This window comes from Marinobacter sp. NP-4(2019) (genome assembly GCF_003994855.1).
Taxonomy (GTDB): domain Bacteria; phylum Pseudomonadota; class Gammaproteobacteria; order Pseudomonadales; family Oleiphilaceae; genus Marinobacter.
In genome coordinates this window covers 1,604,045-1,629,906 of the sequence record NZ_CP034142.1, presented here as the reverse complement: position 1 = coordinate 1,629,906, position 25,862 = coordinate 1,604,045, and the positions used below count along the sequence as shown (strand labels likewise).

Here is a 25,862-nt window from a genome sequence, read left to right as displayed (position 1 = left end):
GATCAGTAATGCGGGGGCGGGGTTTCCTCGTCTTCCCGCTTGATGTTTGACGGTGACACTTCCTTCAACTGCTTGTTCAGAAGCCGTTTGGCCTCCCACAGTTCGCGAATATCCATTTCCTGCCGGGCCACCTGCTCGCTCAGGGTGTTGATAAGGTCATCCTGAAACGCCAGCCGGGTTTCAAGCTCATCCAGTCGTGTTTCCAGTTCGTTATTTGTCATTGGTTGTGACGGTTCTCCGCAAACCCTGTGATTCATGTATCTGACCGGCCACTTGCTTGGTCAGCACTCCCCGTTATCTGGTATCATGCCGCTTTTGCCCGCCAAGGCCCGTTTTTGTCGGTCACTTTGGCGGTTATCACCGGCCGGATAGGCGATTTTACCCGATATCCGGCTCTTTATCGTTAGCGTTAAAAAGTAATGGAGAAATTTCAGTCAATGCGTAATCCAGCCAAAGCGATCCTTGTTGCTCTCCTGATCGCGATTCCGTCACCGTTTATCCTCGGTTTTCTGTTGGTAAGCTTTACCCCGGAAGTGTTCCAGATTCTGTCAAAATCCGGATCCAGTGAACTGGCAACCAACACCCCGTTCATCCTTGGCAGCGCCCAGGGCATTACTGCCTACGTCATCGCTGTTGTGCTTTTTGGTGTAGCCGGCTTCCTGACCGTGGCGTTTGCCGCCAAGCAAGGCGCCAAGCGCTCCGGCTCTGCTCAGTCCCGCCCGTCCAGCCAGAACTATGACGATGACGGCGAAGACTTTGACGACACCAGCCCCGAAGGCGATGAGGAAGGCACAGTTAAGTGGTTTAACGTGAAGAAAGGTTTTGGCTTCATCGTTCGCGACAGCGGTGACGAAGTCTTCGTACACTTCCGCGCCATTCGCGGCCGTGGCCGTCGTGTACTGCGTCAGGGCCAGCTTGTCCGTTTCAACGTTGTTGAAGCTGATAAAGGCCTGCAAGCCGATAACGTGTCCATTCTGAGCGACTGATCACGCCGGATGTAAGAAAAGGGGCAGCCGTACGGCTGCCCCTTTTTCGTTGGCATCCCTCAATTCCAGACCACCAGTTGTTCGCCCCTGGCATCCAGGCGCCACCATTTCTCATCCTCAACCGGCTCGCCCTCCTTCCAGTCCCCAGGGCTGCAACGCACTTCCGTATCCATTGCCCGCCAGGCACTGCGGGCGAACGCCAGATCAGAATCCCAGGGCAACGACGCACCTTCGAGTACCAGACAGGTATAGCGCTTACCGGAAGCACCCGGATACAGGCTGATGTTGACGATTGCACCTTCGTAAAGAGCCCGCCCCTTGATGGCCCCGGCATCGACCTGTTGGTCATCCAGCTCAAGCTGGTCCAGGTGACCGGATAACCACTCCGAAGCCGCCAGAGGCTTCAGGTCACGAATGTATATTTCGAGGTCCTGCACCCGTTGTTTCTCCCCCATCATGATCACAATGGACAACATAGTGAACCGGGCCGGGACGGGCTGCAACCCAACGTTCAAGTTCCTGCTGTAAATCCTCCACCGTCAGAGTACGCAAAGTGCCGAGTGCCTCTCGCTCATGCCAGGCTACCTCGACGGCCGCCCTCTCGATTTCCAACTGCGTCAGGCTGCTTTCCAGCTCTTCCAACGGTTCGTCGCGGGCAAGCGACACCAGACATTGCCGGCGCAAGGTGTCCATCTGGCCGGCCAACACCACTGCATCAACCGGGCCACGGCTTGCGTACAGGCTAAGCCTGGCGGCAGCCCTTTCAACCCACCGGAGCATGCCTCCGGGAGATCCCACTGCCCGGCTCCTGCACCCGGCCACATAATTTATAGCCGTGCCGGACAGACGTATATTCCAATGCTTCTCAATGGCCGGCTGGTGGGCGATCAAAACGGATTTCTTCTGGGCATATCCACAATCAGGCATGTCGAAGATATCCATGGAACGACCGAGCCAGCTCTCAAGTTGCGTTACAGCTCCGGTGGATTCCTGAACAGACGGCCCCAGCAACAGCAGCGCCCCCTGCCATGACAGCACCAACTGTGCGGCAAAGCTGTCCCGGCGACCGGCCAGGATAACGGCATCCGCCGGGGATACATTATCGAGGATAAGTACTGGCCAATCCCTTTGAGCCACATGGCCAGTTGGAACGGCCGGGTGATCACTGGCCATCAGTTCCGACTCCCGCCGCAGATCCAGCTCCACATACCCGTTCTCAAGACAAGGTAGCAACGATTGCAACCAGGAGGATTTGCCTGTCCCCCGATCCCCCCGAAGCCAGATCAAGGCGTCGGGTGCAGCAGCAATCGTTACCGCAACCTCCTCCGCCAGGGACAGCCATTTCAGGTCACTGACGACAACGGGAATGTGATCAGGACTCTCACCGGCCTCAGCCTCCTCACTCCAGCCAGACAGCGGCCATTCGCCCACCAGTTCCAGAACAGAGACATACGCCTTTTCCTGAAGTCGCTCGGCATTGCCAGCCAGCGTAGAGAACAGGACGGGCCAATCCAGCCAGGGCGCATCAGAGAGTTCGCGAGCAGAGGAGAACCAGTACAGCAGCTGCGAGGAGAGGCTGCCTTCACCACCGACTTCGGTAACAATGGGTTGTTCACACTGGACGGTTCTGACCAGCTCGTCCAGATCGACGCCCCGCGCTTTCAGGAAACCGGCCACCACCGACTCCCCCTCAAGCAGTGCGAGAAGAAAATCCTCAACAGTAATTGCAAAACCACCGCGGTGGGCCACATGATCCCGCGCCCGTTGCAGGGCGGTTTGACACAAGGGGCTCAGGCATCCCTGCCAGTCTTCCATTCAGCATCTCCTTTGCTTGAGGCCGCCCATCCCGGGCAGCCGGATTCGTAAATCGGTTCAATCAAACGCGGTTATAGGTGTCCTCAAAGCGGACAATGTCGTCTTCGCCCAGATAGCTCCCGGTCTGGACTTCGATCAGCTCAAGCGGGATCACGCCGGGGTTCGTCAGCCGGTGCGTCACGCCCAGCGGAATATAGGTGGACTGGTCTTCCGTCAACAACAGGGTTTCTTCCCCCCTGTTCACCGTCGCAGTGCCTTTGACCACCACCCAGTGCTCCGCCCGGTGGTGGTGTTTCTGCAGGGAGAGAGAGGCACCGGGATTCACGGTAATCCGTTTGACCTGAAAGCGCTCCCCCATCGCGATGCCCTCATAGGTGCCCCAGGGCCGGTGGACCTTTTTATGGAAACGGTGCTCCAGCCGCCCCTGGGCCTTCACTTTGGCCACCAGTTTTTTAACGTCCTGGACGCGATTGCGATCGGCCACCAGCACCACATCATCGGTTTCCACGATAACGTGATCACTAACGCCCAGGACCGCAATCAAACGCCCCTCAGAGTGGATATAGGAGCCAGAGACATCCTCGGTAATGACATCGCCACGACACACATTACCCTGCCCGTCCTGCGGCTGGATCTCCCAGAGCGCGGACCAGGAACCCACATCCGACCATCCGGCGTTCAATGGCACGACCACGGCGTCGCGGGTCTTCTCCATTACGGCGTAATCGATGGAATCATCCGGGCAACTCTCAAAGGCGGCCTTGCCGACGCGGGTGAAATCCATATCGGCCTGCTTCTGCTCCCAGGCCTCGCGGCAGGCCTTCAGCATCTGCGGTTGGTGGGTTTCCAGTTCCCGCAGGTACTGATCCGCCCGGAACAGGAACATACCGCTGTTCCAGAAGTAATCGCCTTCGGCGAGGTAGCGCTCGGCCGTTGGCTCGTCCGGCTTCTCTACGAAGGCGGCAACCTCCTGATAACCATTTTTCTGGGCACCCGCCTTGATGTAGCCATAGCCGGTGTGCGGCGAGGCGGGGACAATGCCAAACGTAACCAGCTTACCGGAACGGGCCGCTTCGGCGCCCTTCTCCACAGCCTCACGAAATGCTGTCAGGTTTTTCAGCACGTGATCGGAAGGCATCACCAGAAGCAATTCTTCCGGATTATCCTCGGCGGCGGCCAGGGCAGCCAACGCAATCGCGGGTGCAGTGTTGCGACCAACCGGCTCCAGAATGATGCCTGCCGTACGCTCGGATGCCTGGGCCTGAAGCTGGGCAGCGACAACAAAACGGTGGTCCTCATTGGTGATGGCCATCACCCGGGCGCTGTTATCCACTGTGAGACCGCGCTCAATGGTTTCTGCCAACAGGGAGTCATCGGAGACCACCGGCAAAAACTGCTTCGGGTACGCCTCACGGGAAAGTGGCCACAGCCGGGTTCCTGAGCCACCGGAAAGAATCACTGCAAGCATGTGTCATCCTTGGTTGAACGTTTCGCGAATTCTAGCGTAAAGCCGCCTGGTTTCCCATTGCGGCCTCGTCATGCTTATCGACGTGACAAGCCTACCAAGTACCCGTGTTTTCCATGCTGGCCCAGGGCTCCCTGGGTGCCAGAGCTTCCCCTTTCTGAAGCAACTCAATAGAAATACCGTCCGGTGAGCGAACGAATGCCATATGGCCATCCCTGGGCGGCCGATTGATGGTGACACCATTGGCCTGCAGGTGTTCACACAAAGCATAGATATCGTCCACCCGATAGGCGAGGTGACCAAAGTTGCGACCACCCGAGTATTCCTCCGGGTCCCAGTTATAGGTAAGCTCGATCATCGGAGCCTTGTCTTCCCTCGCCCGTTCCTCGTCCTCCGGGGCAGCAAGAAACACCAGCGTGAAACGCCCCTTCTCACTGCTCTTTCGGTTGATTTCGACCATGCCGAGCAAGTCGCAGAAAAAGTGCAGGGTCTGCTCCAGATTGCTGACCCGAATCATCGTGTGAAGATACTGCATATTGCCTCTCCTGTTGCGTTATCCTGCCACCATGAACCAACATTCTGAAACCACAGCCCATCTTCAATACCGCGTTCCAGCCGTGCGCCATCTGGCGTGGATGTGTCATGCCCCTCAGCTTATCAGCTCTGCTATGGTATTTGCTCCGGAAAAATACCTGCCAGAGGATACAGAACTACAGTTGAAGGCCTGGGACAGCGCCCCCCGGCTTGGCCCTGCCGTGCTGACAGAGCAGCCTGCCCGGCGCCTGGGACATTACTTCGAGCGCCTGTACGAGTGCCTGATACAGGACCTGCTGGGCTGGGAAATTCTGCTGAAAAACCGGCCGGTCAGAAATAACGGTATTACCCTGGGTGAACTGGATTTCGTTGTCCGCAATTCCACCGACAATGTCGTTGAACACCACGAGATTGCCGTGAAATTCTACCTCGGTCACCTTGAGACGGGTCGGGAAACAGCTCTGTGGTATGGGCCCAACGCAAGGGATAGGCTGGACATCAAATCTCAACGGCTGATCAGCCACCAAAGCCAGATGACTGAGCGACCTGAAGCCCGAATCCTTCTCGACTCACTGGGAATTGGGACTCCGGTCCGTCCGCGGATATTCATGCCCGGCTATCTATTCTATCCGTTGCGCGAAACGCTGCCCCCTCCCGAACACATTCCGTCAGAACATCTGCGCGGTGACTGGCTCTATATCGACGATCTGGACAGGATGCCTGAAGCAGGTCTTGTAGAGAATGCCGGCAAAACAGACACGAGGACATGGGTTCCGCTGATCAAACCCCACTGGCTGGGTCCCTGGCGCCAGAAACAGGCCCCCGACTATCAGAAGACCGAGGAAGCACTGGAGGTTGTCCGTTCAGCCGGTATTCCCCGCCTGTTTGCGGTACTGGAACAATCCCCGATGGACGGCTACTGGCAGGAGACATCCCGGCTGTTTGTGGTGCCTGGGAACTGGCCGGCTACACCGAGTCAGCGCTAAAGACAGCCCCTTTAAACAGCTTCAAGTTCTACCCGGTTCCGGCCGCCGTCCTTGCTGCGATAAAGCGCACGATCAGCCCGATTGATGGCGGAGTTCAGGTCGTCGTCTCGACGGAATTCGCTGACGCCTGCGCTAATGGTAATATCAATCCGCTTCCCGTTGGGTGCCAACCAGTCTTGAGTCAGAAGCGCCTCCCGCACCCGCTCTGCGCTGACCTGCGCATTTTGTAAATTGGTATCCGGAAGTACAGCAAGAAACTCTTCCCCGCCCCAACGGGCAACCAGATCCTGGGTACGTAACTGAGCCTTGATAATACTGGCAACATCTTCAAGCACGTGGTCACCGGTTTCGTGGCCATGCTCGTCATTGATCGATTTGAAATGGTCAATATCGAGCACAATAAAAGCCACCGGATGGCGATTTCGCTGAAAACGCGCCAGCTCCCTTTCGACCAGATGGGTCATGTGGCGGCGGTTGAAGAGACCTGTTAATGAATCCGTTATCGCCATTCGCCGCAATTTCCTGTTCGCCGATGTCACCATGGTGAGGTAGAAAAAGGAAAGATAACCGAACATGACGAACACCACGCTCAGGTTAAACAGGAAAACGCCAAGCAAGGCCCCGGGCGCTATGGGCTGCAGGGGTTTCATAAACCACATCAACAGATATAGCGCGACGTAATAGCTCCACAGCCCGGCTAACGCCACGACCGCCCCGCGCAATCGCATACTGACGAACAACGCCGGAATAAACATCAGCAGATAATAGTGAAAGCCGCTCTCCCAGCCGATGAGTACAACGCCGAGCGCGGCATGAAGAATAACTTCTGCCCAGATCAGGGTAATGGCCAGGCCATTCTGTTTCCTGCCCAGCGCCCGGTACGCCACGATATACATGGTAACGCTGATTACGTTTACCCAGGCCAGGATGGGGGAACCAAGGAGATGGAAGAGAAAGAAAAAAGCGACATCAACCGTAGCCGCGATCTGACAACAGCGTTTCGCTACCTGCCAGAATTGCGGGCGACGTTCCCTGATTGGCTCCCTGATTGGCTCCCTGGTGGAAATGGACCCGGCCTGACTCATAAAAATGGCAACTTCCAGAATGGAAACCAACAGATTAACCGGAAAACCAGGATTTCGCTTACCGCAATTGTGAAAAACTGAAAATATTTGTACGCGACAGTCACTGTTCGCACGTCCGTGCTACCCTAACCGCAGAGCGCTGAACTTCTGGAAGAGATAGTAGAAACTTTGATGAGAAACAACCGAAAACATTGTCACATAAATCACGGTTGTAAAGAGTAGCACCCCTGCTACTCTTTGGATATAACGAACTGACGTGCTCTCGTTAACGGTGGTGATTCCGTATTCCGGACAGCTTTTCGAAGTCCACACCCACCACGGTACCTGGATGGAAAGATGCCTCAGCAAGGAAAGCTCGGCTGCAAGCGATTCGTAAAACAATTCTACAAGCTGCTTTTGGGTGGAGTGCTACTCTGCGCCCTGGTCCCGATCCTGAAAGCCGACGAGCCGCCTCTGGGCATCAGACTCACCAACGGGCACTGGCCCCCGTATATGGAAAAAAGCCCTCCCCACTACGGGGTAATTTCACGCATCGTGATCCTGGCCTTTGCCAAACACGACACGCCGGTGACCTACGGCTTTTTCCCATGGTCCCGGGCCCGCATGCTGGCCCAAAAAGGCCTTTGGGATGGCTCGGTAGCCTGGACCTGCCGCCCGGAAATGCTCAAGCACTTCCACTTCAGCGACCCCATCGTGGCCCACAACTATGTACTGTTCCACCGCACCGAGATGGACTTTCACTGGGACAACGTAAAAGACCTGGAACGCTACCGCGTAGGCCTGACACAAGACTACAACTACGGAGAAGAATTCGAGGAAGCCGTGGCCGCCGGCACCATCAGTGCCGATGTAACCACCTCGGACCAGGTCAACTTCCGCAAACTCGCCGCTGGCCGAATCGATCTTTTCCCCATGGAACCTGCCGTAGGCATGAGCATGCTGAAGGAACTGAACCTGAGTGACACAATCACCTTCCACACCACCCCGCTGCAATCGGACTACCTTTATCTGATCCTGTCCCGGCGTGTGCCTGAGAGTGAAGGCTATCTCAGAGAATTTAACGAAGGGTTAGAGGAACTGCGGGAATCCGGCCAGTTGGAAGAGTTGATTACTACCTCCCTGCCGGATCTCCCGGTGCGGTATTTGACCGTGGAGGATGAAGACTCGCGGTGTGGCGGCTCAACACCTGGTCGTACCGATAGGCCATAGAAACGGTAAAGCAGCCTTATACAACACTGGCGGTTTCAGGCCTCAGCTCGCGATACGTGGGCATATCCAAGCGTCCAGGATTTAAACGGGTAAATCGGTACAATGCGCTCTGTATCGCTACCGCCTGATCATGCGGTCATAGAGGGCTCACCTGAAAACTCCTCACCAACCTGGACAAAGACCTCAGTAATTGGCCTTTGCGGATCCGCCTTTTGCAGTTCCAACACCCGCTTGCTTTGGCGCTTTAGTTCCTCGCTGGGTTTGGCCCGTTGGTCTTCCGATAGCGGTTCAGACCACTCCGCCATGGCTCTGGGCAGTGTCTTCCGGCTCATGCGCTTGATCTTCCTGACCTCCCACTCCACCAGCCGGTTCGGCAGGGTCCAGAAGGTCATCAGGTGGTACAGGTACCAGCCGGTCAGGTAGAGCACTCCCCGCTTGCCGTCCCGGTATTCTTCATGAAGACGTTTGCGGGCATTGCGGAAAACATGGACACCCTCCCAGGGCGGATCGTCCGGGCCTTGCAGTTCCAGGGGGTCCTGGATTTCCTTCAGGGTATGCACCTCATACTCCATATAGGCCCGAATAGCCTCCCAGTTGCTGATAGCCTGGGGCAGGCCATAAGTCTGGAATTCCAGGGTGTATTTCTCGCCGGTTTGCGGGTGGAGAAAACCCACCCCGAAGCCGTACTGGCGCTGTACACCGTACTCGGTCACCCCCTGGGCCTCGGTGACCCAGGCCACCAGCTCCTCCCAGGGCACGAAGATGGGCTCCCGGTGACCCGTGGGCACGAAGCACACCTCGCGGCGCTGGCGGTTAAAGCGGGTGGGGATTATGGATTCCAGCTTCAGGTGATCTCGGTACGAGATACCGAGGCCCAACAACAAGAAAAAACTACACCCCCAAACCGCAATCCAGAATCCATAATCAAACATCTCCTGGAATACTTCAGCTGCAGTCTCCAGCTCTCTACCGTGAGCGATCGCAAGACCCGATAAAATAAGCGGAATACCAAACGCGCCAAAAAAAACAAAAAAAGGGCCCGCCAAGCGCCATTTGCCAACCAAACACCGGCGGTGTCCCCGCTCCAAAATCCAGGTACCCGTTATTCACCTCCCCCACCGCATGGCCATGATCCACTGGCGGCAGGCCGGTTGGCAGGGGTTTGGGGGATAAAAAGGTCAGACGGCCACTCAGAAAGGGCTCGGAACACCCGGCTCGGGGCGACTGTTCTGACAGGGCATTCTTGGGGTCCATTAAAGTCCATCCGTCACTATGAGTGGCTGGCGGAGTCGCCACCAGGTAATCTCAGCTTTCGGTGCTTCCTGCACGGGTGTCAGGGGGTACTGGGTGTCCGGAGTCACCTTCAGCATATAAACGGCACCGGTATAGGCTCCATCTGCTTGCAATGTTTCGAGCTTGACCATCAAGCCCAGATCCCGGGTGCGGATGCCGTGCTGGGTCTTCTCATGGTCCGGTGGCCTGAAGGCCAGTTGCAGGTGACCGGTATCGACCGACTGCTCCAGGCTAACCAGGATGGCACCGGTACAGGGTACCCAGGTTTCCGGTTGTCGGGAGAACATCCCCCTTCGCCCCGGCTGGATGCACCAGGCGCTATGCCAAACCCGCCGGGCTGTCCCTTCAGGCCAGGCTCATGCTCACTCAGCACTCTCTAAATTTAGAGTGCTCTTATTCATGACGGACACCACAAACGTTGAAATGAGGATGAACGGGATCGCAACAAAATAGGTCGGAAAACCAGCGTCACCAAAGAGGTTTATTAACGCCACAATAGCAACAATTGCCGCTCCGATAGTTAAGGTAAGCACCGATAGCTTTGTTCTGCGCTCTGAGCCCGGGTCGGTCTTGATCTTTACCATCGTCCGACATTGACTGCAGGGTATGGGTTCCGATCTCCCAAGCTGCTCAAGCTCAGCTTGTGCTAGCTGAACGTCGCCGTTACAGGCTGTGCAGGTTGCGTTTACACTATTTGTCATCATTTCCTCCTTGAAAAGGTTTTAGTGCTTCATCAGATGTTTAATGCCAGCGGCTGACGGTCCTCCTCGGCATACACCTCCGCAAAGACTTCATAGGGCAACCGCCCCGGGCTGGCCTGTTGCTTCTCACGAACCTTCTGACTCAGGCGCTTAAAGGCGTCGCTGGGCTTGGCCCATTCCGCTTCCGGCAACGGTTCGGACCAGCGTAGTACCGATTTCGGCGTGGCCCGACGGTTGAGGCGCTGTACCTTGCGCACCTCCCACTCGGTTAGATGATTCGGCAGGGTCCACAGGGTAAGTAGGTGGTAGCAATACCAGAAGAATGGATAGGTCGGACCCACCTCACCGTCTCTGCGGCGCCGACGCATGCGCTCCCGGGCGTTGCGGAAGGTATGCGCGCCCTCCCAGAGCGGGTCGCCGGGCTTTTGCAGGTCCTGAGGGTCCTGGATCTCCTCCAGGGCGTTGACCTCGTATTCCATATAGGCCCGCAGTGCCTCCCAGGTGCTGATGGCCAGAGGTTGGCCGCCACTCATCAGTTCCAAGCTGGTGCCCATCCCCGTGTTCGGGTCAACACCACCGAACCCGAAGCCGTACTGGCGCTGAACCCCGTACTGGGTTGCCCCCTGGGCCTGGACCACCCAGGCCTGGATCTCTTCCCAGGGCACGAACACCGGGGTGTCGGAATCCGAGGGCACCAGGCACACTTCCCGTCGCTGGCGATTGAAACGGGTGGGGACTACGCCCCGGAGTTTGAAGTAGGCTTGAGCGCGGGGGAACAGAGCAACCAGCAGGCCGAACAAAGCGAGACCCACCCCGTAGGGCATGCTGAAAATAACGGCATTCCTAGTAGTCGTAACTGCATCCATCAGCCCCTCTCCCCAAACTAATCCCCCTAGAAAGATTGTGATGGGAAAAACCACACATGTGAATATAAGCATCCCCACTGGCAAACCCAGGGTTACCTGCCAACCAAACACATTCGGAGAGAATGCCCCCAACTCCAAGTATTCATCGCGCACCTCTGAAACGATCTGACTGTGGTCAACGGGCGGTAATCCCGTCGGCAGTGGCAGAGGCGACAGGTATGTCACCGTTCCGCTGGGGAAGCTGTCAGTTCGCCCGGCCCTGGGGCTATTGGAATCAGCCTCGGATTTCATTCAACAACCTCCAGCGATGCGTAGGGCCAATCCAGTTCCCACCAGATGGCCCGCTCCTTGGGTGGTTCCTGTACCGGCAGAAGCGGGAACTTGCTGTCCGGCTTGATTCGCAGCATGTAGACACTTGCTGTGTAACGCTCATCGGGTTGCCGGGTTTCAACCTTGGCCATCAGTGCCACTTCGCTGGTGACAATACCATGCCTGGTTTTCTCATGGGGCGGCGAAGTAAAGCCAACCTGCAAATAATTCAAAGGCGCGGTTATTTGCAGGCTATCCAGCACCGGGGCCATGGACCTTACCCAGGTTTCCGGATCTTTAAAAATCCACCCTTCCTCCGGCTGCACGAGCCAGCAGGCCAAGGATATCTTATATTCAGGCGGCCCGACAATGGGGCGTTTTAGTGCGTTGGCAGGCAAGCCGTGGCAATTCAGGTAAAAGCCCTGGGGCTCTCCATCAGCTTGGCCGTCCTGGGTCAGGGTTATGGCGTTGCCGGTCCGTTCCAGCGCTTCGATGTAGTCCGTAAGAGGGAGCTTTTGGTTCCTGCTCTCGTCACTGGTCCAGGGTGTGATGGAGAGCCAGTCGTCCCGCAGGCTGCGGTTGGTATAGTTGTAGTACCAGGTAGCGCCCAATTCCACCACGGTGAACAACAGCCCGGCCAGGTTCAGGCGGGCAAACAGGGAGGCAAGCCGTGGCCCCGAGGCCGCCCAGACCGCCGCACGGGCTTCAATGGCATTGCCCCCGATTTGCATAGCGGCCTGCCGGCCCGCTGCTGCAACCTGGGCCACCGTACGGACCGACGAGGCCAATCCCACCGTATTGGTTGCCACCAACCCGCCACTGCCGACCATAGCCATAACCGCTGCGGTTTCGGCCTGCTGGTTCCCTGCCTTCACTGCTTCCAACCAGTTGTTACGATGTTTGTTAAAGCTAAGCCCAGCTCCGGCTGCCCCCAACAAATAGGCAAACCCACCCAAAGCGACATGGAGTTTCCCCATCTGGACATGGACACCTTTGAGCTCAGCCCGCTGCCATGCATTTGCTAGCTGACTGGCTCTCGCCCCTAAAGCCGAATCTCCGATCCCTTGTGCACAAGCAAACCCCGCTGAGCCAGAAGCAAATATTGCTTCCAAAACGGGAGCAAAAGACTTTCTGCCCGTTCCAAATGCATTTTTCTCCGAATAGTATGCATCCAAGGCCTTTAGAAAAGATCCTAACTGCACAAAGAAAATCGCAACCCCGATTCCATCCCCCAAGGCATTGATGTCCGGAACGGCCTCTGCGCCTTTGCGGATAGACTGCATCATCCGTCCCACTTCCCGCTGTTCCACAGCAGGCAGGATTAGCGACAAGGCCGCCTTACCACTCATTTCATCCGGTGGGGCAAGCGGTATTCTGGCTTCGGTTTCGTCAACAGGACTCAGCCCACGGGCCAGGCGCTCACCAACCACCCGCTGGTCTTCGCGTACCGCATGGAACTGGTCAACCAGTTGGCGAGCTCGTTCGGAAAGATGGCCATGGGTAGCCTTGACCCGATCATGCTCACTGGAAATGTCACCCAACTGATTGTTGAGTTGCATGATTTTATGGAGATTATCCCGGAATGCCGTCAGTTCTTCCGCAGACGACACTCTGAATTCAACCTTTCCGCTGTTGGCGGCATCCAGCATTTTCCCCTTCAGGAAGAAGGGCAAATCCCGGAATATCCTGTCCATGGATGGCAACCGCTCGGACTCTAATCCCTGGTACAACTGTTCCATGGTGCGGGCCATGCTGTTGGAGATAGCCGGCGACAGGGCGTCGCCGATGGCAGCGGCGCTGAGCCGTATATCCTCTGACATCCTGTCCAGCGCCGGCAGCCGCCCGGCTTCCGCGTTGACCAGTGAGTCGCCGTATTCCTTCGCCTTAACCACGATGTTATAGCCGGCTCCCAGGATGCTGGCGTAGGTTGTCATCGGTTCCTTGTCGGGTGACTGGTCCGCCAGCGGTAGGGTGTGGAACATGGGGCGGGTGTACTGCGGGTGCTCCTGCATCCACTGTGCAACTCGCTCCGCCGCTTCGTCTGTCCGGCACACATCCTTGATACACAACCCCTCCAGGGTAAGCGCGGCATTAACCTGGGCTTCATCCTCAAGGTCGAAATACCAGGCGGCCCGGTGATAACGGCTGTCGCAAAAGAGGGTGGCCCGGTCTTCGGTGATCAGGGCCAATTCGGTCTGCCAGCGCGCAAGCTTCGGGCGCTGGGCCGCCATGAACGCTTCCATCCTGGGCCGATCAATCAACTCGTTGACGCCCTGTTTGCCGAATCCGGCGCCGTCAAGGGCGACCCTCAGGTTTTCATTGTGTGTTTTCTTGAGGGTCTTGATGGTGTCGATGTGCTTATCGACAAACCCCTGGTCAACACCGGTTAATGCCTCACGAGTGTAGTAATCCTCGGTCGTCCAGTTCAGTCGGTCGGCGACCTCCAGGTAGTTTGTACGGCTCGCCTCTGAGCGAATTGCATCCAGCCGGGCTTTCAGTTCCGCGGGGTGATCTTGCGAGGTCGGACCTACACCACGCCCATCGCCGCTGTCTGTGTTCAACCAGTCCGTCAGCGCCTGCAGAGTGCTTGTTCTTTTGTCCTCTTCAAGCGCCTCTATATCTGTGAACATCGCCTTTGATTGATCATCTGAACGCTGGCGGATGGCACCAAGTACCGCAGTTCCGTCCACCACCGTCATCGACTCGATAACCGTGCCCAGGACATAATCCCGCTCGGTGTCCCCGGGCTGCTCACCGCTCGATGCCCATTCGTCAAGCCACCCCACCACATCATCCTGATGCTGAGCCAGGTCCAGCATCACGCCCACGTCGTCCCGCAGCACCAGGCACAGGCAATTGTCCGGGTCTTCCACGGCCTGCTGCTTGATCAACTTGCCAAATCGGGTCTTGTGGTAGTAGGGCTGGTTCTCCCAATGGTAGGGCTCGCTTTCCTGGGGGTGACCGTCTTCGGGGGCATCTGGCGTATAGTCTTCGGCAAATTCAGCCACCCATTGTTTGGCCTGTTCGGGCGTCAACAGGTGCTTGCCGCCGCTGACTGGAGAGGCACTGGCCAGGTCGATTTCCTGCATGAAGTGCGCCCGTTCCTCCTCGCTGTCAAGTATCTGGGCTTTCTTTCGTTCGGTCAGGGCCACATCAGTGAAGCAAACATACAGGGTGTGCTGCTTCGGGTACTCCAGCTTGCCGTCGTTGTGGCCCGTCAGTTCACCATTTTCATGCAGGTACTCGTGGAGCTCCCCGGCATCCGCGTCCAGTATATAAAGGTAGCCATGCCTCAGTAGACGGTAACCGAGAGGGCGGGAGGTCAGTGAGTAAGGGTACCCAGGATCTGTATCGGCGGGCGCAACTTCCACCCGGCCATACCGGATGGGCAGCAGATGCACGGTTTTCAACAATGGGCATGAAGCGGGCTCATCAATGGGGGTGCCTGGCTGTTCCCAGCACAAAAGATCGTTGCTTGTCCGGTCGTCAGTGGGGCGTTGTATCCGTGTCATTGTTCATCCTTGATCCAATGGGGGGCCGCTTCCGTCACGGCATTGCTATCGGCTTGTCGTGGCAATGTTGCGAACAGGAATTGCATCACCTCACGCAAGTTGTTGCACCCGCTGCCAAGTGCCTCTTCCAGTATTTTCCCGAGTGCCGGGTAGACATCCCTCAAATCAGGGCCACCCAACTGGTTGCGCACCGACTCATCCAGGTTGTTCCATATCTGCAGTGCGCTTTTGCGTCGATTGAAGGCTTCGAAAGCTCCCTTCAAGTCCGGCGAGGCCATCATTTTTCCGGGCTGGTCACCTGTGCCGTCTGGCTGAACAGCCGGAGGCTCGACGAGGTGCCACTGTTCGCTGATACGATCCGGAACAATCAACCGATCCACGGCCCTGGTGGGGAAACGGGGCAGGTTGCCCCCGATCACCGTTCTGGCCAACGCCGGATGGGCAATGCGCACCAGTTCATCGCAGCCCGGCGCCATTTCCACCTGCAGGTGAGACCGCATCCAGAGGGTACAGGTTGCACGGTCTGTGGCTGAAACCAGCAGATACCCCTGCTCCTGCACAGCCCCCTGTTCCAGAAACCCTTGCAGCACCGGGTCTTCCGGTCCACTGAGCCATACAAGCCAGGGGGACAGGTCCGAAACCGCCTCCCAGCGGGTTGCAACGTACAGGCACTCCGCGATAAAGGGGTGGCCACCGGCCCACTGGTATATCTGTTCACCGAGCCCGGGGATAGCGACACCGTCCAGAACAAGCCCAACGGGCTGATGGTCAGGCCAGTGAACATGGGTAAACGGCGACTCCGACACGGGCCAGCAATCCTGATTCATGAATTCAGCTCCTCACAAACCGGGCAGGTCGCATTCCCCTTCCGGAGTGCCGCAACCTGGGACTCTACATTGATTGCCGGAGCGTTTTCCCGCTGTTCGACCTCCGCCAATGCCTCCCGCTCGGGGACATGGGGCTGATCGCCTTCAATAACCTGTGGCATCTCCGCCATCACTACACCCTGGCCCGAACCACTCCCCGGCGCCCCACCGGAATTAATCTTGATTCCCGCCCCCACCAGCGTCACACCACTCGGGTCCAGTTTCAGCAGACTGCCGCCGGCGGATATGGTGAGTTCCGCGCCTGCGTCCAACACCACTTTAGCTCCTGCTTTATGGTGCACTTCGGTTCCGGCTTCGCTGAGGGTCCCTTTGGCAGACTTTTGGTGGAAAGTGCCGCCGACGCTCTGGCTGCAGTCACCGCCGACGGACTCCCGCTTCTCACCACCCACCGTGACGTGATCATTGCCCTTGATGTGGGCCTTGCGGTGGTTGTCGACGGTGAGGTGGCTGTCGTTGCGGATGACCTCGGTGCGGTTGTTCTCGGCCAGCAGGTCCAGGTCTTTCTGGGCGTGGACGTAGATCTGTTCCTTGTCGGCTTCGTCCTCGAACCGCAGTTCGTTGCTGCCCTCGCCCTTGTGGGTCTGGGTCTTCAGGGTGGTGCGGGTCTTGTGTTCCGGCAGCGCGTACGGCGGGGTGTTGGTGGCGTGGTAGGTGCGGCCGGTGATGATCGGCTGGTCCGGGTCGCCGTCCAGGAAGGAGACAATGACTTCGTGGCCGATTCTCGGGATGGCCATGAAGCCGTACTGGCCGCCGGCCCAGCCCTGGCTGACCCGCAGCCAGGCGCTGGAATGTTCATCATTCTTTGAATAGCGGTCCCAGGGGAATCTGACTTTCACCCGGCCGTGTTCGTCGCAATGGATTTCCTCGCTGTCCGGGCCGGTGACCATCGCCATCTGCGGGCCGTCCATTCTTGGGCGGTGTTTGATTTGCGAGCGCCAGGTGCGGTCGGCGGGGATGGCGTTGAACTGGTTGCTGTAACTGGTGGGCTCGGCCCCGCCCTCTTCTTCCAGCGCCTGGGGCTGTTTGCCGGTGTGGGTGATGGCGGTCAGCAGCCATTCCCGGTTCAGGGCATCGCTGTCGTGGTCGGTCAGGGTGACCTTGGCGCCGGCGGTGAAGTCGGCGCGGTTGCTCTTGCCACGGGCGGTGCTGGCGTCGTGTCTCAGGGCGTCCAGCCGGGCCTCGGTGAAGGGCTGGCCGCTGGCGTCAGCCTTGAAGCGGCCGGGGTAGTCGTAGTGCTGGTAGTCTTCCCGGTGCTGGACATCGCCAGCGGCCCTGTCGTGCATCAGCGCGTAGGCGGGGTTCTGGAAGGTGTAATCCTTCAGCGCCACGGCGCTGGCGCGGACCCGTTCCTGGTGGGCGAAACGGAACACACAGGGCGTTCGGGTGCTGCCGCCGGCCTTGCCGCTGTAGGTCACCGGGTCCAGTTTCGGGGCGTCGCCGTGGTGGTCGGCGATGATCAGGGCCGGCTGTTCCTCGCCGTCGACGGAGCCGTGGTGGTAGCGGTAGTGCCAGCCTTCCTCGGCGGCCAGTCTAGCTACAAAATCCAGGTCGCTTTCCCGATGCTGGACGCAGTATTCCCGTTCCTGCGGGTCGCGCTTGAGATCGAACACGGTATCGACGATGCCCCGCTCTTCCAGCAGGGTGCGCACGATGGCGTCGCTGGTCCGGGTCTGGAAGATGCGGCTGTTGTGCATCAGGCCCAGGCGCCACAGCGGGGGCTGGACGATGACTTCGTAGCGGGTGCGGCGGTGGCCGGTATCGCCGCGGGCGAATTCGTTGACCACGCCGGTGAAGCGCCGCAGGGGCGCGCCGTCCTGCCAGATCACCAGATCCACCGCCTGTTCCAGCACATCCATCGCTGCCACCGACGGATCGGTGCTGGCCAGTTCGAGCTTGCCGTGACACAGATCGGACAGGGCTTCGGTCAGCTCGAAGCCGACCACGGAGAAATGATCAGAGGAAAATCCGCCAATGGTGGCGGTGAACTGCAGTCCGCTTGCCTGGGGCATGTCTTCGGTCCCTGAAGAGTGTGGTGTTGGTTCCATCAATCGCTCGTCCTGAGCGTGCCCGATTATAACGATCGGGCTCAGGAATGTAACCCCGGACATCCTGAGTTGCGAGGTTGACCCCAAACCCATTCTGCTGCACTCTAATCTGGTTTCATTATGCAACCGGAGAACATCAGTGAACGACTACAAGAATCATGCAATCGTGCTCAAACAGCGTCCGCAGGGCGAAATCCAGGATGGCGACCTTGTTATGGAAGAACGCCCTGTCCGGCCACCCAACGAGGGAGAAGTAGTGGCCCAGGTCCTGTGGTTGTCACTGGATCCCTACATGCGCCCGCGCATGAACGACGCCAAGAGTTACATGGATCCCATCGCCATTGATGAGGTGATTGTCGGTGAAAGCGTCGCGAGGATCGTGGAATCCCGTTCGGACAAGTTCAAGGTGGGTGATCTGGTGACCTGCTACTCCGGCTGGCAGGAATACGTGACTTTCCCGGCCGACACACCAAAGGTTTACAAAATCAACCAGCAGGACAATGTTCCCCTGCAGACCTATCTCGGCGTGGCGGGCATGCCCGGTCGCACCGGCTACTGCGGCCTGATGTACGTCGGTAAACCCGAAGCGGGCGAAACCGTGGTGGTGTCCGCCGCGTCAGGTCCTGTTGGCACGGTGGTTGGCCAGACCGCTAAAAAAGAAGGCTGCCGCGTGGTGGGCGTGGCCGGCGGTTCGGAAAAATGCCGATTCGTGGTTGAGGAGCTGGGCTTCGATGCCTGTGTCGATTACAAGGCTGGGAATCTTGAAGAGGACCTGAAAGCGGCCTGCCCTGACGGCATCGACATCTATTTCGAGAATGTTGGCGGAGCCGTGACCCACGCGGTTGCTCCGCTACTGAACCCGGGGGCTCGCGTGCCCATCTGTGGTTACGTGTCCGCTTACAACGCCAGCGATATGACCTCTGTCGAGACGCCTTTCCACGTCCTGAAAGCGCTGGACCCGGTACCCGAGCATCGCTTCTTCCTGGTGACCGAGTGGCAGGATAGGCATCAGGAAACCACCGGCATTCTGGCGGATCGGATTGCCAACGGTGAGCTTAAGTATCGTGAGACCATTGCCGAGGGGCTGGACAATGCCGTTGAGGCGTTCAAGGGGATGCTGAAGGGGCAGAACTTCGGGAAGCAGCTGGTTCGTGTTGCGGACTGATCTGATTTAGGGGTTGTCGGATTACGCTTACGCTAATCCGACCTACGGCATAGCCCCTGCGTAGGTCGGGTTAGTCGGATTACGCTTTGCAAATCCGACCTACATTGACTTAGCCATTAACGTTTAACAACACTTTGCCAGTGTTCTTGTTGGCGGCCACGTAGGCCATGGCTTCGGCAGTCTCTTCAATGGGCCACTCACAATCAATAACCGGCTCAATCTGCCCGGAACTCAGCAAGGGCCAGACGTGACGATAGAGCGCTTGCATAACCTCCCCTTTGACCGCCACGGGGCGCGACCGCAGGGTGGATCCTATCAGACGATGACGCTTCACCAGCATCAGGCCAAGATCCACTTCGGCGGTGCGCCCCCCCATCAGGCCAATCAAAAGGATTCGGCCATCCACGTTCAACACTTTCTGGTTATCACCAATGTAACTACCGCCCACCGGGTCCAGCACCATATCGATACCACCCCATTTGCGGACCGCATCCACGAACGAGCCGTCAGTCCGGTTCCAGATACCGGTGGCTCCGAGTTTCTGGCAAACAGCCAGCTTTCCGTTATCGCCCGCGGTGGCAAACACCGGATTACCAAACGCTGTGGCCAGCTGTATAACAGCCGTACCCAGGCCACTGCCGGCTGCGTGAAGCAGGACTTTTTCTCCGGGCTGTAAACCCGCTTCCAGATAGAGATTCAACCAAGTTGTCGCAAACACCTCCGGCACCGCCGCAGCCTGCCTGAGAGACAGGCCCTCCGGAATCGGTAACACCTGGACTGCTGGCACGACAACCTTGGTGGCATACCCTCCACCGGTGAGCAACGCGCAGACTTCATCCCCCGGCATGAAGCCCGTCACACCTTCACCAACGTCGGCGATGGTGCCGCTCACTTCCAGACCCAGAATCTCCGAGGCACCCGGAGGCGGTGGATAAACACCAGCCCTCTGCATCAGATCAGCACGATTGATAGCGGTCCATGCCACATTGATGCTGACATGGTCTTCTGGCAGCTCGGAGGGAGCCTCACACTCCCCCCAGCTCAGAGTCTCACCGACAACCTTGATCGCCTTCATCATATTCGCACGCTCCGGTGGTTCGTTCTTGATTGCTTGAGCATACCGCGTCACTGCGCATGGTGACATAGATGGCATCGTGATAGCTGCGTTTCAATTCCGTAAGACGCCATTCACATGGTGGCTTCACTGCCGGTTTCTGCTCCAGCAGTGACATCAGGGTGTCAGCAGCACAACGAGCTTCCTGCCGCGGATCACCGACCAGGCTGGTATAGCGCTGGGAGGCCGGAACATACTCCGGATACGCCAGCCGGTCCGGCGCCAGCGCCAGACAGCCGGAGGCCATGGCCTCCAGCATCGACAGCCCCTGAAAATCATGCAGGGCGGTGGACACCACCACATCGGCTTCATGCAACAGCCTGTCGTATGCTTCCCGGCTTTCCATAAAGCCCCAGAGCACCAGCCGGCTGCGATGGCGGCTCCATATCTCCTCAAACACCCGGGGCTGATTGCGGAATTGCTCGCCCACCACACTGACGCGGAATTCCTGGCCCATCTCCACCAGCCGGTCGAGCAACAACAACAGCCGGTCCGGGGACTTGTCGTACTCCCAGCGGTGATTCCACAACAAATGTGGACAAGAGAAATTATGCGGGGTGGTGCGTTCCCGGAACAGGTAGTCCTCTATCGGCACGGGAATCACTCGGGACTTGTCCCGTATCTGGCGAATCACGCCATCGGGCAGGCCGTCGGGCAGCTTGTCGAGAAAATCATGGGCTTCACTCAGAAAACTGTCCCGGTTCCATTCGCTGTTGAACACCACGCCATCCGCAGCAACCGCGCTGTACAAGTTGACCATTTTAGGCTCAGCGCTGGAGTGCTGCTTGCCGGAATCCGGATAGGCAAACTGGTTCTCGTGCATGTAGAGCAAGGCCGGGGTACGGGCGAGATGGGAATGGAAGCCGCGAATGGACGCCAGATCCACCATGGATGTCACCAGCAGTAGATCCCAGTGCTCCTGAAGGGAAGGTTCCTGCAGCCAGGTCAGCGCGTTACCGCGAATCCGCCAGCGGAAAAACCGGGGCGGCAAGGCAAGCACATGCCAGTCAAATGCCGGCTGGCTGGCGACCAGTTGTTCCCGCCAGCGTTTGTGGCTGCCGGCATCGTAGGCTGAGAGCAGAAGTACTCGTGGTTTTGATGATGATTGCGGTTGCTTGAGCATGGCCGCATTCTGCCCTACTCCCGGTTTGACAACCAGACGCTCTGGTAGGGTTTCAGCGTAATGGAGCCACTCAAGTCATCCACCTGTAACCCGGAAATAAGGTCCACCCACTGGTCGGTGCCAATCAGGTTAATGTCACTGAGCGCCACCTGCTGCACTTCATCACTGATGTTGTGAATGCAGAAAATGGACTGATCCCGGCGCATGCTCTGGCGCCAGAATCCAAACAACTGCAGCCCGAGGTGGAGCGTGAACTGGGTGGCATTGGGATGAAACGCCGGTTGCCGCCGACGAATCGCGATCAGGCGCTTCAGCTCCCGGAACACCTTGCTGTGATGACTCAACGGATTGGCAAGTTCACTTTCGATCGACTCCAGCTTCCACTGCCCCCGATTGATGGAACGCAGACGGCCGGTATGCTCCGCCCGCTCGTAATCATTTTCTGTGGCCAGCAAACTGTGAATGTAAAAGGCCGGGATCCCCTCCAGCGCCAGCATTACCGTATGAGCACAGATGAATCGCTGCAATTGCCAGTGATCGGCCCCACCTTTGACCGTACCCTTGAGCGCATCGTACAGCGCGATATTGATCTCATAGGGCTGGTCACGACCGTCTTCCGTGCGGCGGTATGAGACCTTGCCCCCGAAGGACTCCATGGTATTGATCAGCCCCTGCTTCTCATCGTCCGTGAGCAGGCCATCTGTCGGCCGCAACCCGACACCGTCATGAGAGGCAATAAAATTCAGGTAGGTGGTGCCCAACTGGGCCGGCGGCATGCTCATCAGCCAGGTCTTCAGGTGGCGGCAATTTCCGGTCACCAGGGTATGGATCAGCAGCGGCGGCAGGGAAAAGTTGTAAATCGCGTGAGCTTCATTGGCGTTACCGAAGTACGTCAGGTTCTCCCGGTTAGGCACGTTGGTTTCGGTGATCACCACCGCCTGCGGACTGTGATGCTCAATCAGCAGTCTCAGGATCTTGATCAGTTCGTGGGTCTGTTGAAGGTGGATAGAAGGGGTTCCCGGCTCTTTCCAGAGGAATGCCACGGCATCGAACCGAAACAGGATCACGCCTCGTTCCAGGTATTTACGGATGATCGACACAAACTCGGTCAATACCTTGGGATTGGCAAAGTTCAGATCCACCTGATCTTCACTGAAGGTGCACCAGACGTACCGCTCGCCGTCCTCTGTCATCACCGGGTTCAACAGGGGTGAGGTCCGTGGTCGCACCACGGCACTCAGATCATCGGTCAGACTGGCCTCGAAGAAGTAATCCTTGCCCGGATCAACACGCTTGCGGAAGTTCTCGAACCAGCGGCTACGGGCCGACATGTGGTTGATCACCAGATCCGCCATCAGCTTGAAATCCCTGGCAATACGCTCGATGTCCTCCCAGGTGCCATGGGATTCGTTGACCGCCAGGTAATCCATGACGGAAAAGCCGTCATCGGAGCTGTAGGGGAAAAACGGCAGGATATGGACGACTGAAACCGTGTCCGCCAGGCAATCCATCAGAAACTCATGGAGCGTCACCAAGGGCTTTTCGTCCGCCCGCCGGATCGTGTCCGCATAGGTAATCAGAACGATGTCCGATTCGTCCCAGTTGTTCTGGTGAGCCGGCGGAGGCTCCTGATTCGGAGCGAGTCCCATGGTCTTGAGCAGTTTTTCCGCCAGAAACCCACTGTCGAGATCGGGGTAGACGACCTCCAACATCCCCGCCAGTTTGGATTTCAGTGGTTCTTTCATGGGCGGAACTCCTCATTATCCAGATCCACCGCTTCCATCAACTGCTCTTTGATATCCGGGATCGCACTGGTCACCCGGTTCCAGCTCGGAATAAACGGTGTATCCATAGGATTATCGAGGAAATAGGCCCCGGCGCGCATCACATTCTGAGCAAACAACTCGACGGCCTTTTCTTCCTTATGACGATCAAACGTCAGGCCATTGATGATGGCGTCATTCTGGTAAGTCTCGACAAAATCCAGCGCAATCCGGAAGTAGGTCGCCTTGATGGTGCGGAACTTCTCATTGGAGAAGATCTCACCGTTGGTGGCCAGCTTGCGGAACAGTGCCTTGGAAATGTCGGTGCTCATCTTGGACAGCCCACGGCTGGCATCTTCCGGCGACAGTTCCTGGTGCTTATGGTCGTAGGTGTCCGCAATGTCCACCTGGCACAATCGGTTAGTCGCGTAATTGCGCTTCATTTCCGACAGTACGCCCACCTCCAGGCCCCAGTCACTGGGAATGCGAAGGTCGTTAATGACGTCCGTCCGGAACGAGAACTCCCCGGCCAGCGGGTAACGGTAACTGTCGAGGTAATCCAGAAAATCGTTGGGGCCGCAGACTTTCTTCAACGCCCGAATCAGCGGCGTGACCAGCAGGCGACTGACGCGGCCGTTCATTTTGCTGTCCGCAACCCGGGCGTAGTAGCCTTTGCAGAACATATAGTTGAACTCGGGGTTGGCGACCGGGTAAATCAGGCGTGCCACCAATTCCCGGGAATAGGTCAGAATATCGCAGTCATGCAGGGCTACGGATTCGCTAAGCCCGGAGGCCAACACGTAACCAAAGCAGTACCAGACGTTACGCCCCTTGCCCATTTCCGTCGGCGCCAGGTTCTGCTCACGGAGCTTGAGATCAATCGCACGCAGTCGGGGGCCATCATTCCAGAGCACCTTGAAGTTCTGGGGCAGCTCGGAAAAATACTCCAGTGCATAGCGGTATTGCTCTTCCGTTGCCCTATCCAGCCCGATGACGATCTGTTCCAGATAGGGCACCTTGGCCAGTTCACTGACGATGTGCTTGAGTGCGGGTCCTTCCAGTTCCGAGAACAGCGAAGGCAACACCAATGACATGGGGCGCGCCTTGCGAAAGTTCATCAGTTCCTGTTCCAGGTCCTCCACCGGACGGCGGGTCAGATTATGAAGGGTGGTGACAATGCCGTTCTGGTAAAAATCGCCCATGGCTGTCTTCCTCTTGTTTCAGTAACCGTACTCAAAGAGGATATTGAGTACGCATTCGTTCCAGCCTTCCGGGCCGGGCTTGAGGGAGCGCATGGCATGCCGTTCGGAGGTAAGCTGCACCAGGTCTGACTGGACTCCACGTATGATGACCGGAATATTGACCGACTCCAGCATCCTCTGATCGTTGGGGCTATCCCCCAATGCGACCGTCACCAGAGGTTCCTGACCATAGTGCTCCCGATATTTACCCAGCAAGAAACGGACCCCATCGGCCTTGTCGAAGTCTCCCATCACATGAAAGAAGCGCCCGCCCTGCACCAGACGCAGGTTTGCGGCGGCCAGTTTTTCGGTAAACGTCGATAATTCCTCATCCGAACCTTCCCACAGCACAGGCTCCGTACCCTGCCGGTCTTTTGCCAGCTCGGCTGAGGTTGCCGACAGGCCGGTCAATCGCCGCAGCTCATCCACCGACATGTCTGCAAAGCCCCGAAATTGGTAGCCCTCGGAGCGCAACCCGCTCAATACGGATAGCACCTGCTCACGCGACGCCCCAAAATTCACCACCTGCTCTGCCACGGTTCCAAAACAGTTCGCCGGAATAACGACCGCTGCACCGTTTTCGACAATAAACGGGTGGTGATTGTTCAACGCGGCTCTGATCCCACGCATTTCCGATGCGGTCTTGCTGGAATTGAGAACCACCGGGATATTGGCCTGCCGCAGCCGCTCCAGGGCGGGCTCGGCCGCCTGCCAGCGATAGGTGTCATGGTCCAGGAGCGTGCCGTCCAGATCGGTGAACACCAGCAGGCGGGGCTTGGTCATGGCCTGCCTCCATCAGCTTTCCGGAATCCGGGCAGCCCCAGGCTGTGGTCTTTCGCCACGTCGATCACCACATCCGCCCGCGACGGCAATACCTCCAGGCACCGGCGAGTAATACGCTCGTAATGCATAATGAATCGGGCGACCTCATTATCGGTCATGATTCTCAGGGCCCCGGGGCTTTCGCCCTTTTTCAGTGCATCGCCCAGACGCCGGGCAAGCTTATGCTCCTGCAGCGTGCGCCACTCCAGCACACAGTCCATAGAAGGCGCCCGGAGCATGATCAGGGAATCCAGCTGGTCAAAGAACGTCCGGTAAGCGCCCCTCAGGCAATCGTCGACGTAGCGACGCCAGATCCCCTGCGGATCTTCCTCGCGCTCCAGTGCATTTACCGGAGCAACCAACTCATCCGGGTTTTCCGCCGGGGTCGCTGCGACGCACCAGCCTTCCAGCAGCACCACATCGGGCCGCCCTTCGAACTCAGGCCACAGCTCTCTGGGGGAGCGGTCATCCAGGGACTTGTCAAACACCGGCACCGGCGTGTGGTCGGTCGGACCCGCGTTCACCAGTTGATTAATCACCTTCTGGCCAAGCGCGATATCATGGGTACCGGGGACGCCCCGGGTCATCAGCAGTGGATGAACGGTTTCAGCCAGGTGCTTACGCTCTGCCCTGGTGAGGTAGATGTCATCCAGGGAGAAACTGGCCGTTCGGCAGTCAAATACGTTGTGGAGGATCTCTTTCAGGAACAGGGTAAGGGTTGATTTTCCGGTGCCCTGGGCTCCATGGATACCAACAATGACTGGCCGTTTCTTTGTCCCGACCAGCTTCTGTATATGTCGGGCGAGCGGTACGATGGTCTGTTCCACAGTCCTCACGTAGGATGGTGGTAGGGATTCCTGATTCATCAGGGGCTGCAGTTTTTCCAGAAGTCGTTGATCAGCCACGGTCCGGGATCCTGAGATATTTTATTTATATCTGCA

23 protein-coding genes are annotated in these 25,862 nt (G+C 57.8%); 5 read left to right on the top strand and 18 right to left on the bottom strand.

What is annotated here, in order from left to right:
* Positions 1-2 precede the first annotated feature (2 nt).
* Positions 3-221 carry a SlyX family protein gene (locus tag EHN06_RS07420; RefSeq protein ID WP_127331585.1) on the bottom strand — a complete coding sequence of 73 codons (219 nt, stop codon included), beginning with the start codon at positions 219-221 and terminating at the stop codon, positions 3-5.
* A gap of 216 nt (positions 222-437) precedes the next feature.
* On the opposite strand from EHN06_RS07420, the gene EHN06_RS21680 reads away from it, so the two are divergent.
* Positions 438-986, top strand: coding sequence for a cold-shock protein (locus EHN06_RS21680; protein WP_127331583.1), 549 nt, complete (start codon positions 438-440; stop codon positions 984-986).
* A gap of 59 nt (positions 987-1,045) precedes the next feature.
* Here EHN06_RS21680 and EHN06_RS07410 read toward each other — a convergent pair whose 3' ends face one another.
* From EHN06_RS07410 to EHN06_RS07395, 4 genes are all read right to left on the bottom strand, one after another.
* Complete coding sequence (locus EHN06_RS07410; RefSeq protein WP_127331581.1) at positions 1,046-1,423, bottom strand: hypothetical protein; 378 nt, start codon at positions 1,421-1,423, stop codon at positions 1,046-1,048.
* On the bottom strand, positions 1,395-2,801 hold the full coding sequence (locus EHN06_RS07405; RefSeq protein WP_127331579.1) for a hypothetical protein: 1,407 nt from the start codon (positions 2,799-2,801) through the stop codon (positions 1,395-1,397). The genes EHN06_RS07410 and EHN06_RS07405 overlap by 29 nt, the downstream gene beginning before the upstream one ends.
* A 61-nt stretch (positions 2,802-2,862) precedes the next feature.
* Positions 2,863-4,269 carry a mannose-1-phosphate guanylyltransferase/mannose-6-phosphate isomerase gene (locus tag EHN06_RS07400; RefSeq protein WP_127331577.1) on the bottom strand — a complete coding sequence of 469 codons (1,407 nt, stop codon included), beginning with the start codon at positions 4,267-4,269 and terminating at the stop codon, positions 2,863-2,865.
* 91 nt (positions 4,270-4,360) lie between these two features.
* Positions 4,361-4,801, bottom strand: coding sequence for a VOC family protein (locus EHN06_RS07395; RefSeq protein WP_127331575.1), 441 nt, complete (start codon positions 4,799-4,801; stop codon positions 4,361-4,363).
* A 133-nt stretch (positions 4,802-4,934) separates the two neighbouring features.
* Here EHN06_RS07395 and EHN06_RS07390 point away from each other — a divergent pair, with 133 nt between their 5' ends.
* On the top strand, positions 4,935-5,786 hold the full coding sequence (locus EHN06_RS07390) for a DUF1853 family protein (protein WP_265936918.1): 852 nt from the start codon (positions 4,935-4,937) through the stop codon (positions 5,784-5,786).
* Between the two features lie 11 nt (positions 5,787-5,797).
* Here the strand turns inward: EHN06_RS07390 and EHN06_RS07385 are convergent, their stop codons facing one another.
* Entirely contained in the window at positions 5,798-6,682 is an 885-nt protein-coding gene (locus EHN06_RS07385; protein ID WP_228257432.1) for a GGDEF domain-containing protein, read from the bottom strand.
* Between the two features lie 48 nt (positions 6,683-6,730).
* Between EHN06_RS07385 and EHN06_RS21405 the strand changes: the two genes are divergently transcribed.
* Both EHN06_RS21405 and EHN06_RS07380 read left to right on the top strand, forming a co-directional pair.
* Positions 6,731-6,952, top strand: a complete 222-nt coding sequence (locus EHN06_RS21405; protein WP_228257431.1) for a hypothetical protein — start codon at positions 6,731-6,733, stop codon at positions 6,950-6,952.
* Between the two features lie 255 nt (positions 6,953-7,207).
* The gene (locus EHN06_RS07380; protein ID WP_127331569.1) at positions 7,208-8,080 is read left to right on the top strand and encodes a substrate-binding periplasmic protein; all 873 of its coding nucleotides are present in this window, start codon (positions 7,208-7,210) and stop codon (positions 8,078-8,080) included.
* A 128-nt stretch (positions 8,081-8,208) separates the two neighbouring features.
* On the opposite strand, the gene EHN06_RS21400 is transcribed toward EHN06_RS07380, so the two are convergent.
* The 6 genes from EHN06_RS21400 to EHN06_RS07350 all read right to left on the bottom strand — a co-directional run bounded on the left by EHN06_RS21400 (position 8,209) and on the right by EHN06_RS07350 (position 17,657).
* Positions 8,209-8,868 (bottom strand): hypothetical protein, encoded by a 660-nt coding sequence (locus tag EHN06_RS21400; protein ID WP_228257430.1) that lies wholly within the window; start codon positions 8,866-8,868, stop codon positions 8,209-8,211.
* 465 nt (positions 8,869-9,333) lie between these two features.
* Positions 9,334-9,660 carry a hypothetical protein gene (locus tag EHN06_RS07370; RefSeq protein WP_127331567.1) on the bottom strand — a complete coding sequence of 109 codons (327 nt, stop codon included), beginning with the start codon at positions 9,658-9,660 and terminating at the stop codon, positions 9,334-9,336.
* 446 nt (positions 9,661-10,106) lie between these two features.
* Positions 10,107-10,940, bottom strand: a complete 834-nt coding sequence (locus tag EHN06_RS07365) for a hypothetical protein (protein WP_228257429.1) — start codon at positions 10,938-10,940, stop codon at positions 10,107-10,109.
* Positions 10,941-11,227: 287 nt separating this feature from the next.
* Positions 11,228-14,761, bottom strand: coding sequence for a toxin VasX (locus EHN06_RS07360; protein ID WP_127331563.1), 3,534 nt, complete (start codon positions 14,759-14,761; stop codon positions 11,228-11,230).
* Positions 14,758-15,588, bottom strand: a complete 831-nt coding sequence (locus EHN06_RS07355) for a DUF4123 domain-containing protein (protein WP_127331561.1) — start codon at positions 15,586-15,588, stop codon at positions 14,758-14,760. The genes EHN06_RS07360 and EHN06_RS07355 overlap by 4 nt, the downstream gene beginning before the upstream one ends.
* Complete coding sequence (locus EHN06_RS07350; RefSeq protein ID WP_127334380.1) at positions 15,585-17,657, bottom strand: type VI secretion system Vgr family protein; 2,073 nt, start codon at positions 17,655-17,657, stop codon at positions 15,585-15,587. The genes EHN06_RS07355 and EHN06_RS07350 overlap by 4 nt, the downstream gene beginning before the upstream one ends.
* A 175-nt stretch (positions 17,658-17,832) precedes the next feature.
* Between EHN06_RS07350 and EHN06_RS07345 the strand changes: the two genes are divergently transcribed.
* The gene (locus EHN06_RS07345; RefSeq protein ID WP_127331559.1) at positions 17,833-18,858 is read left to right on the top strand and encodes an NADP-dependent oxidoreductase; all 1,026 of its coding nucleotides are present in this window, start codon (positions 17,833-17,835) and stop codon (positions 18,856-18,858) included.
* Between the two features lie 109 nt (positions 18,859-18,967).
* Here the strand turns inward: EHN06_RS07345 and EHN06_RS07340 are convergent, their stop codons facing one another.
* The 6 genes from EHN06_RS07340 to EHN06_RS07315 are packed head-to-tail and all read right to left on the bottom strand — an operon-like array spanning position 18,968 to position 25,826.
* Positions 18,968-19,933, bottom strand: coding sequence for an NAD(P)H-quinone oxidoreductase (locus EHN06_RS07340; RefSeq protein WP_228257469.1), 966 nt, complete (start codon positions 19,931-19,933; stop codon positions 18,968-18,970).
* Positions 19,908-21,095: a tRNA-queuosine alpha-mannosyltransferase domain-containing protein gene (locus EHN06_RS07335; RefSeq protein WP_127331555.1), complete on the bottom strand. Its 1,188-nt coding sequence runs from the start codon at positions 21,093-21,095 to the stop codon at positions 19,908-19,910. The genes EHN06_RS07340 and EHN06_RS07335 overlap by 26 nt, the downstream gene beginning before the upstream one ends.
* 14 nt (positions 21,096-21,109) lie before the next feature.
* The gene (locus EHN06_RS07330) at positions 21,110-22,840 is read right to left on the bottom strand and encodes a sugar phosphorylase (RefSeq protein ID WP_127331553.1); all 1,731 of its coding nucleotides are present in this window, start codon (positions 22,838-22,840) and stop codon (positions 21,110-21,112) included.
* On the bottom strand, positions 22,837-24,060 hold the full coding sequence (locus EHN06_RS07325) for a glycosyl transferase (RefSeq protein ID WP_127331551.1): 1,224 nt from the start codon (positions 24,058-24,060) through the stop codon (positions 22,837-22,839). The genes EHN06_RS07330 and EHN06_RS07325 overlap by 4 nt, the downstream gene beginning before the upstream one ends.
* An 18-nt stretch (positions 24,061-24,078) precedes the next feature.
* On the bottom strand, positions 24,079-24,882 hold the full coding sequence (locus EHN06_RS07320) for an HAD-IIB family hydrolase (protein WP_127331549.1): 804 nt from the start codon (positions 24,880-24,882) through the stop codon (positions 24,079-24,081).
* Entirely contained in the window at positions 24,879-25,826 is a 948-nt protein-coding gene (locus EHN06_RS07315; RefSeq protein WP_228257428.1) for a hypothetical protein, read from the bottom strand. Before EHN06_RS07315 ends, EHN06_RS07320 begins: the two co-directional genes overlap by 4 nt.
* Between the last annotated feature and the right edge of the window lie 36 nt (positions 25,827-25,862).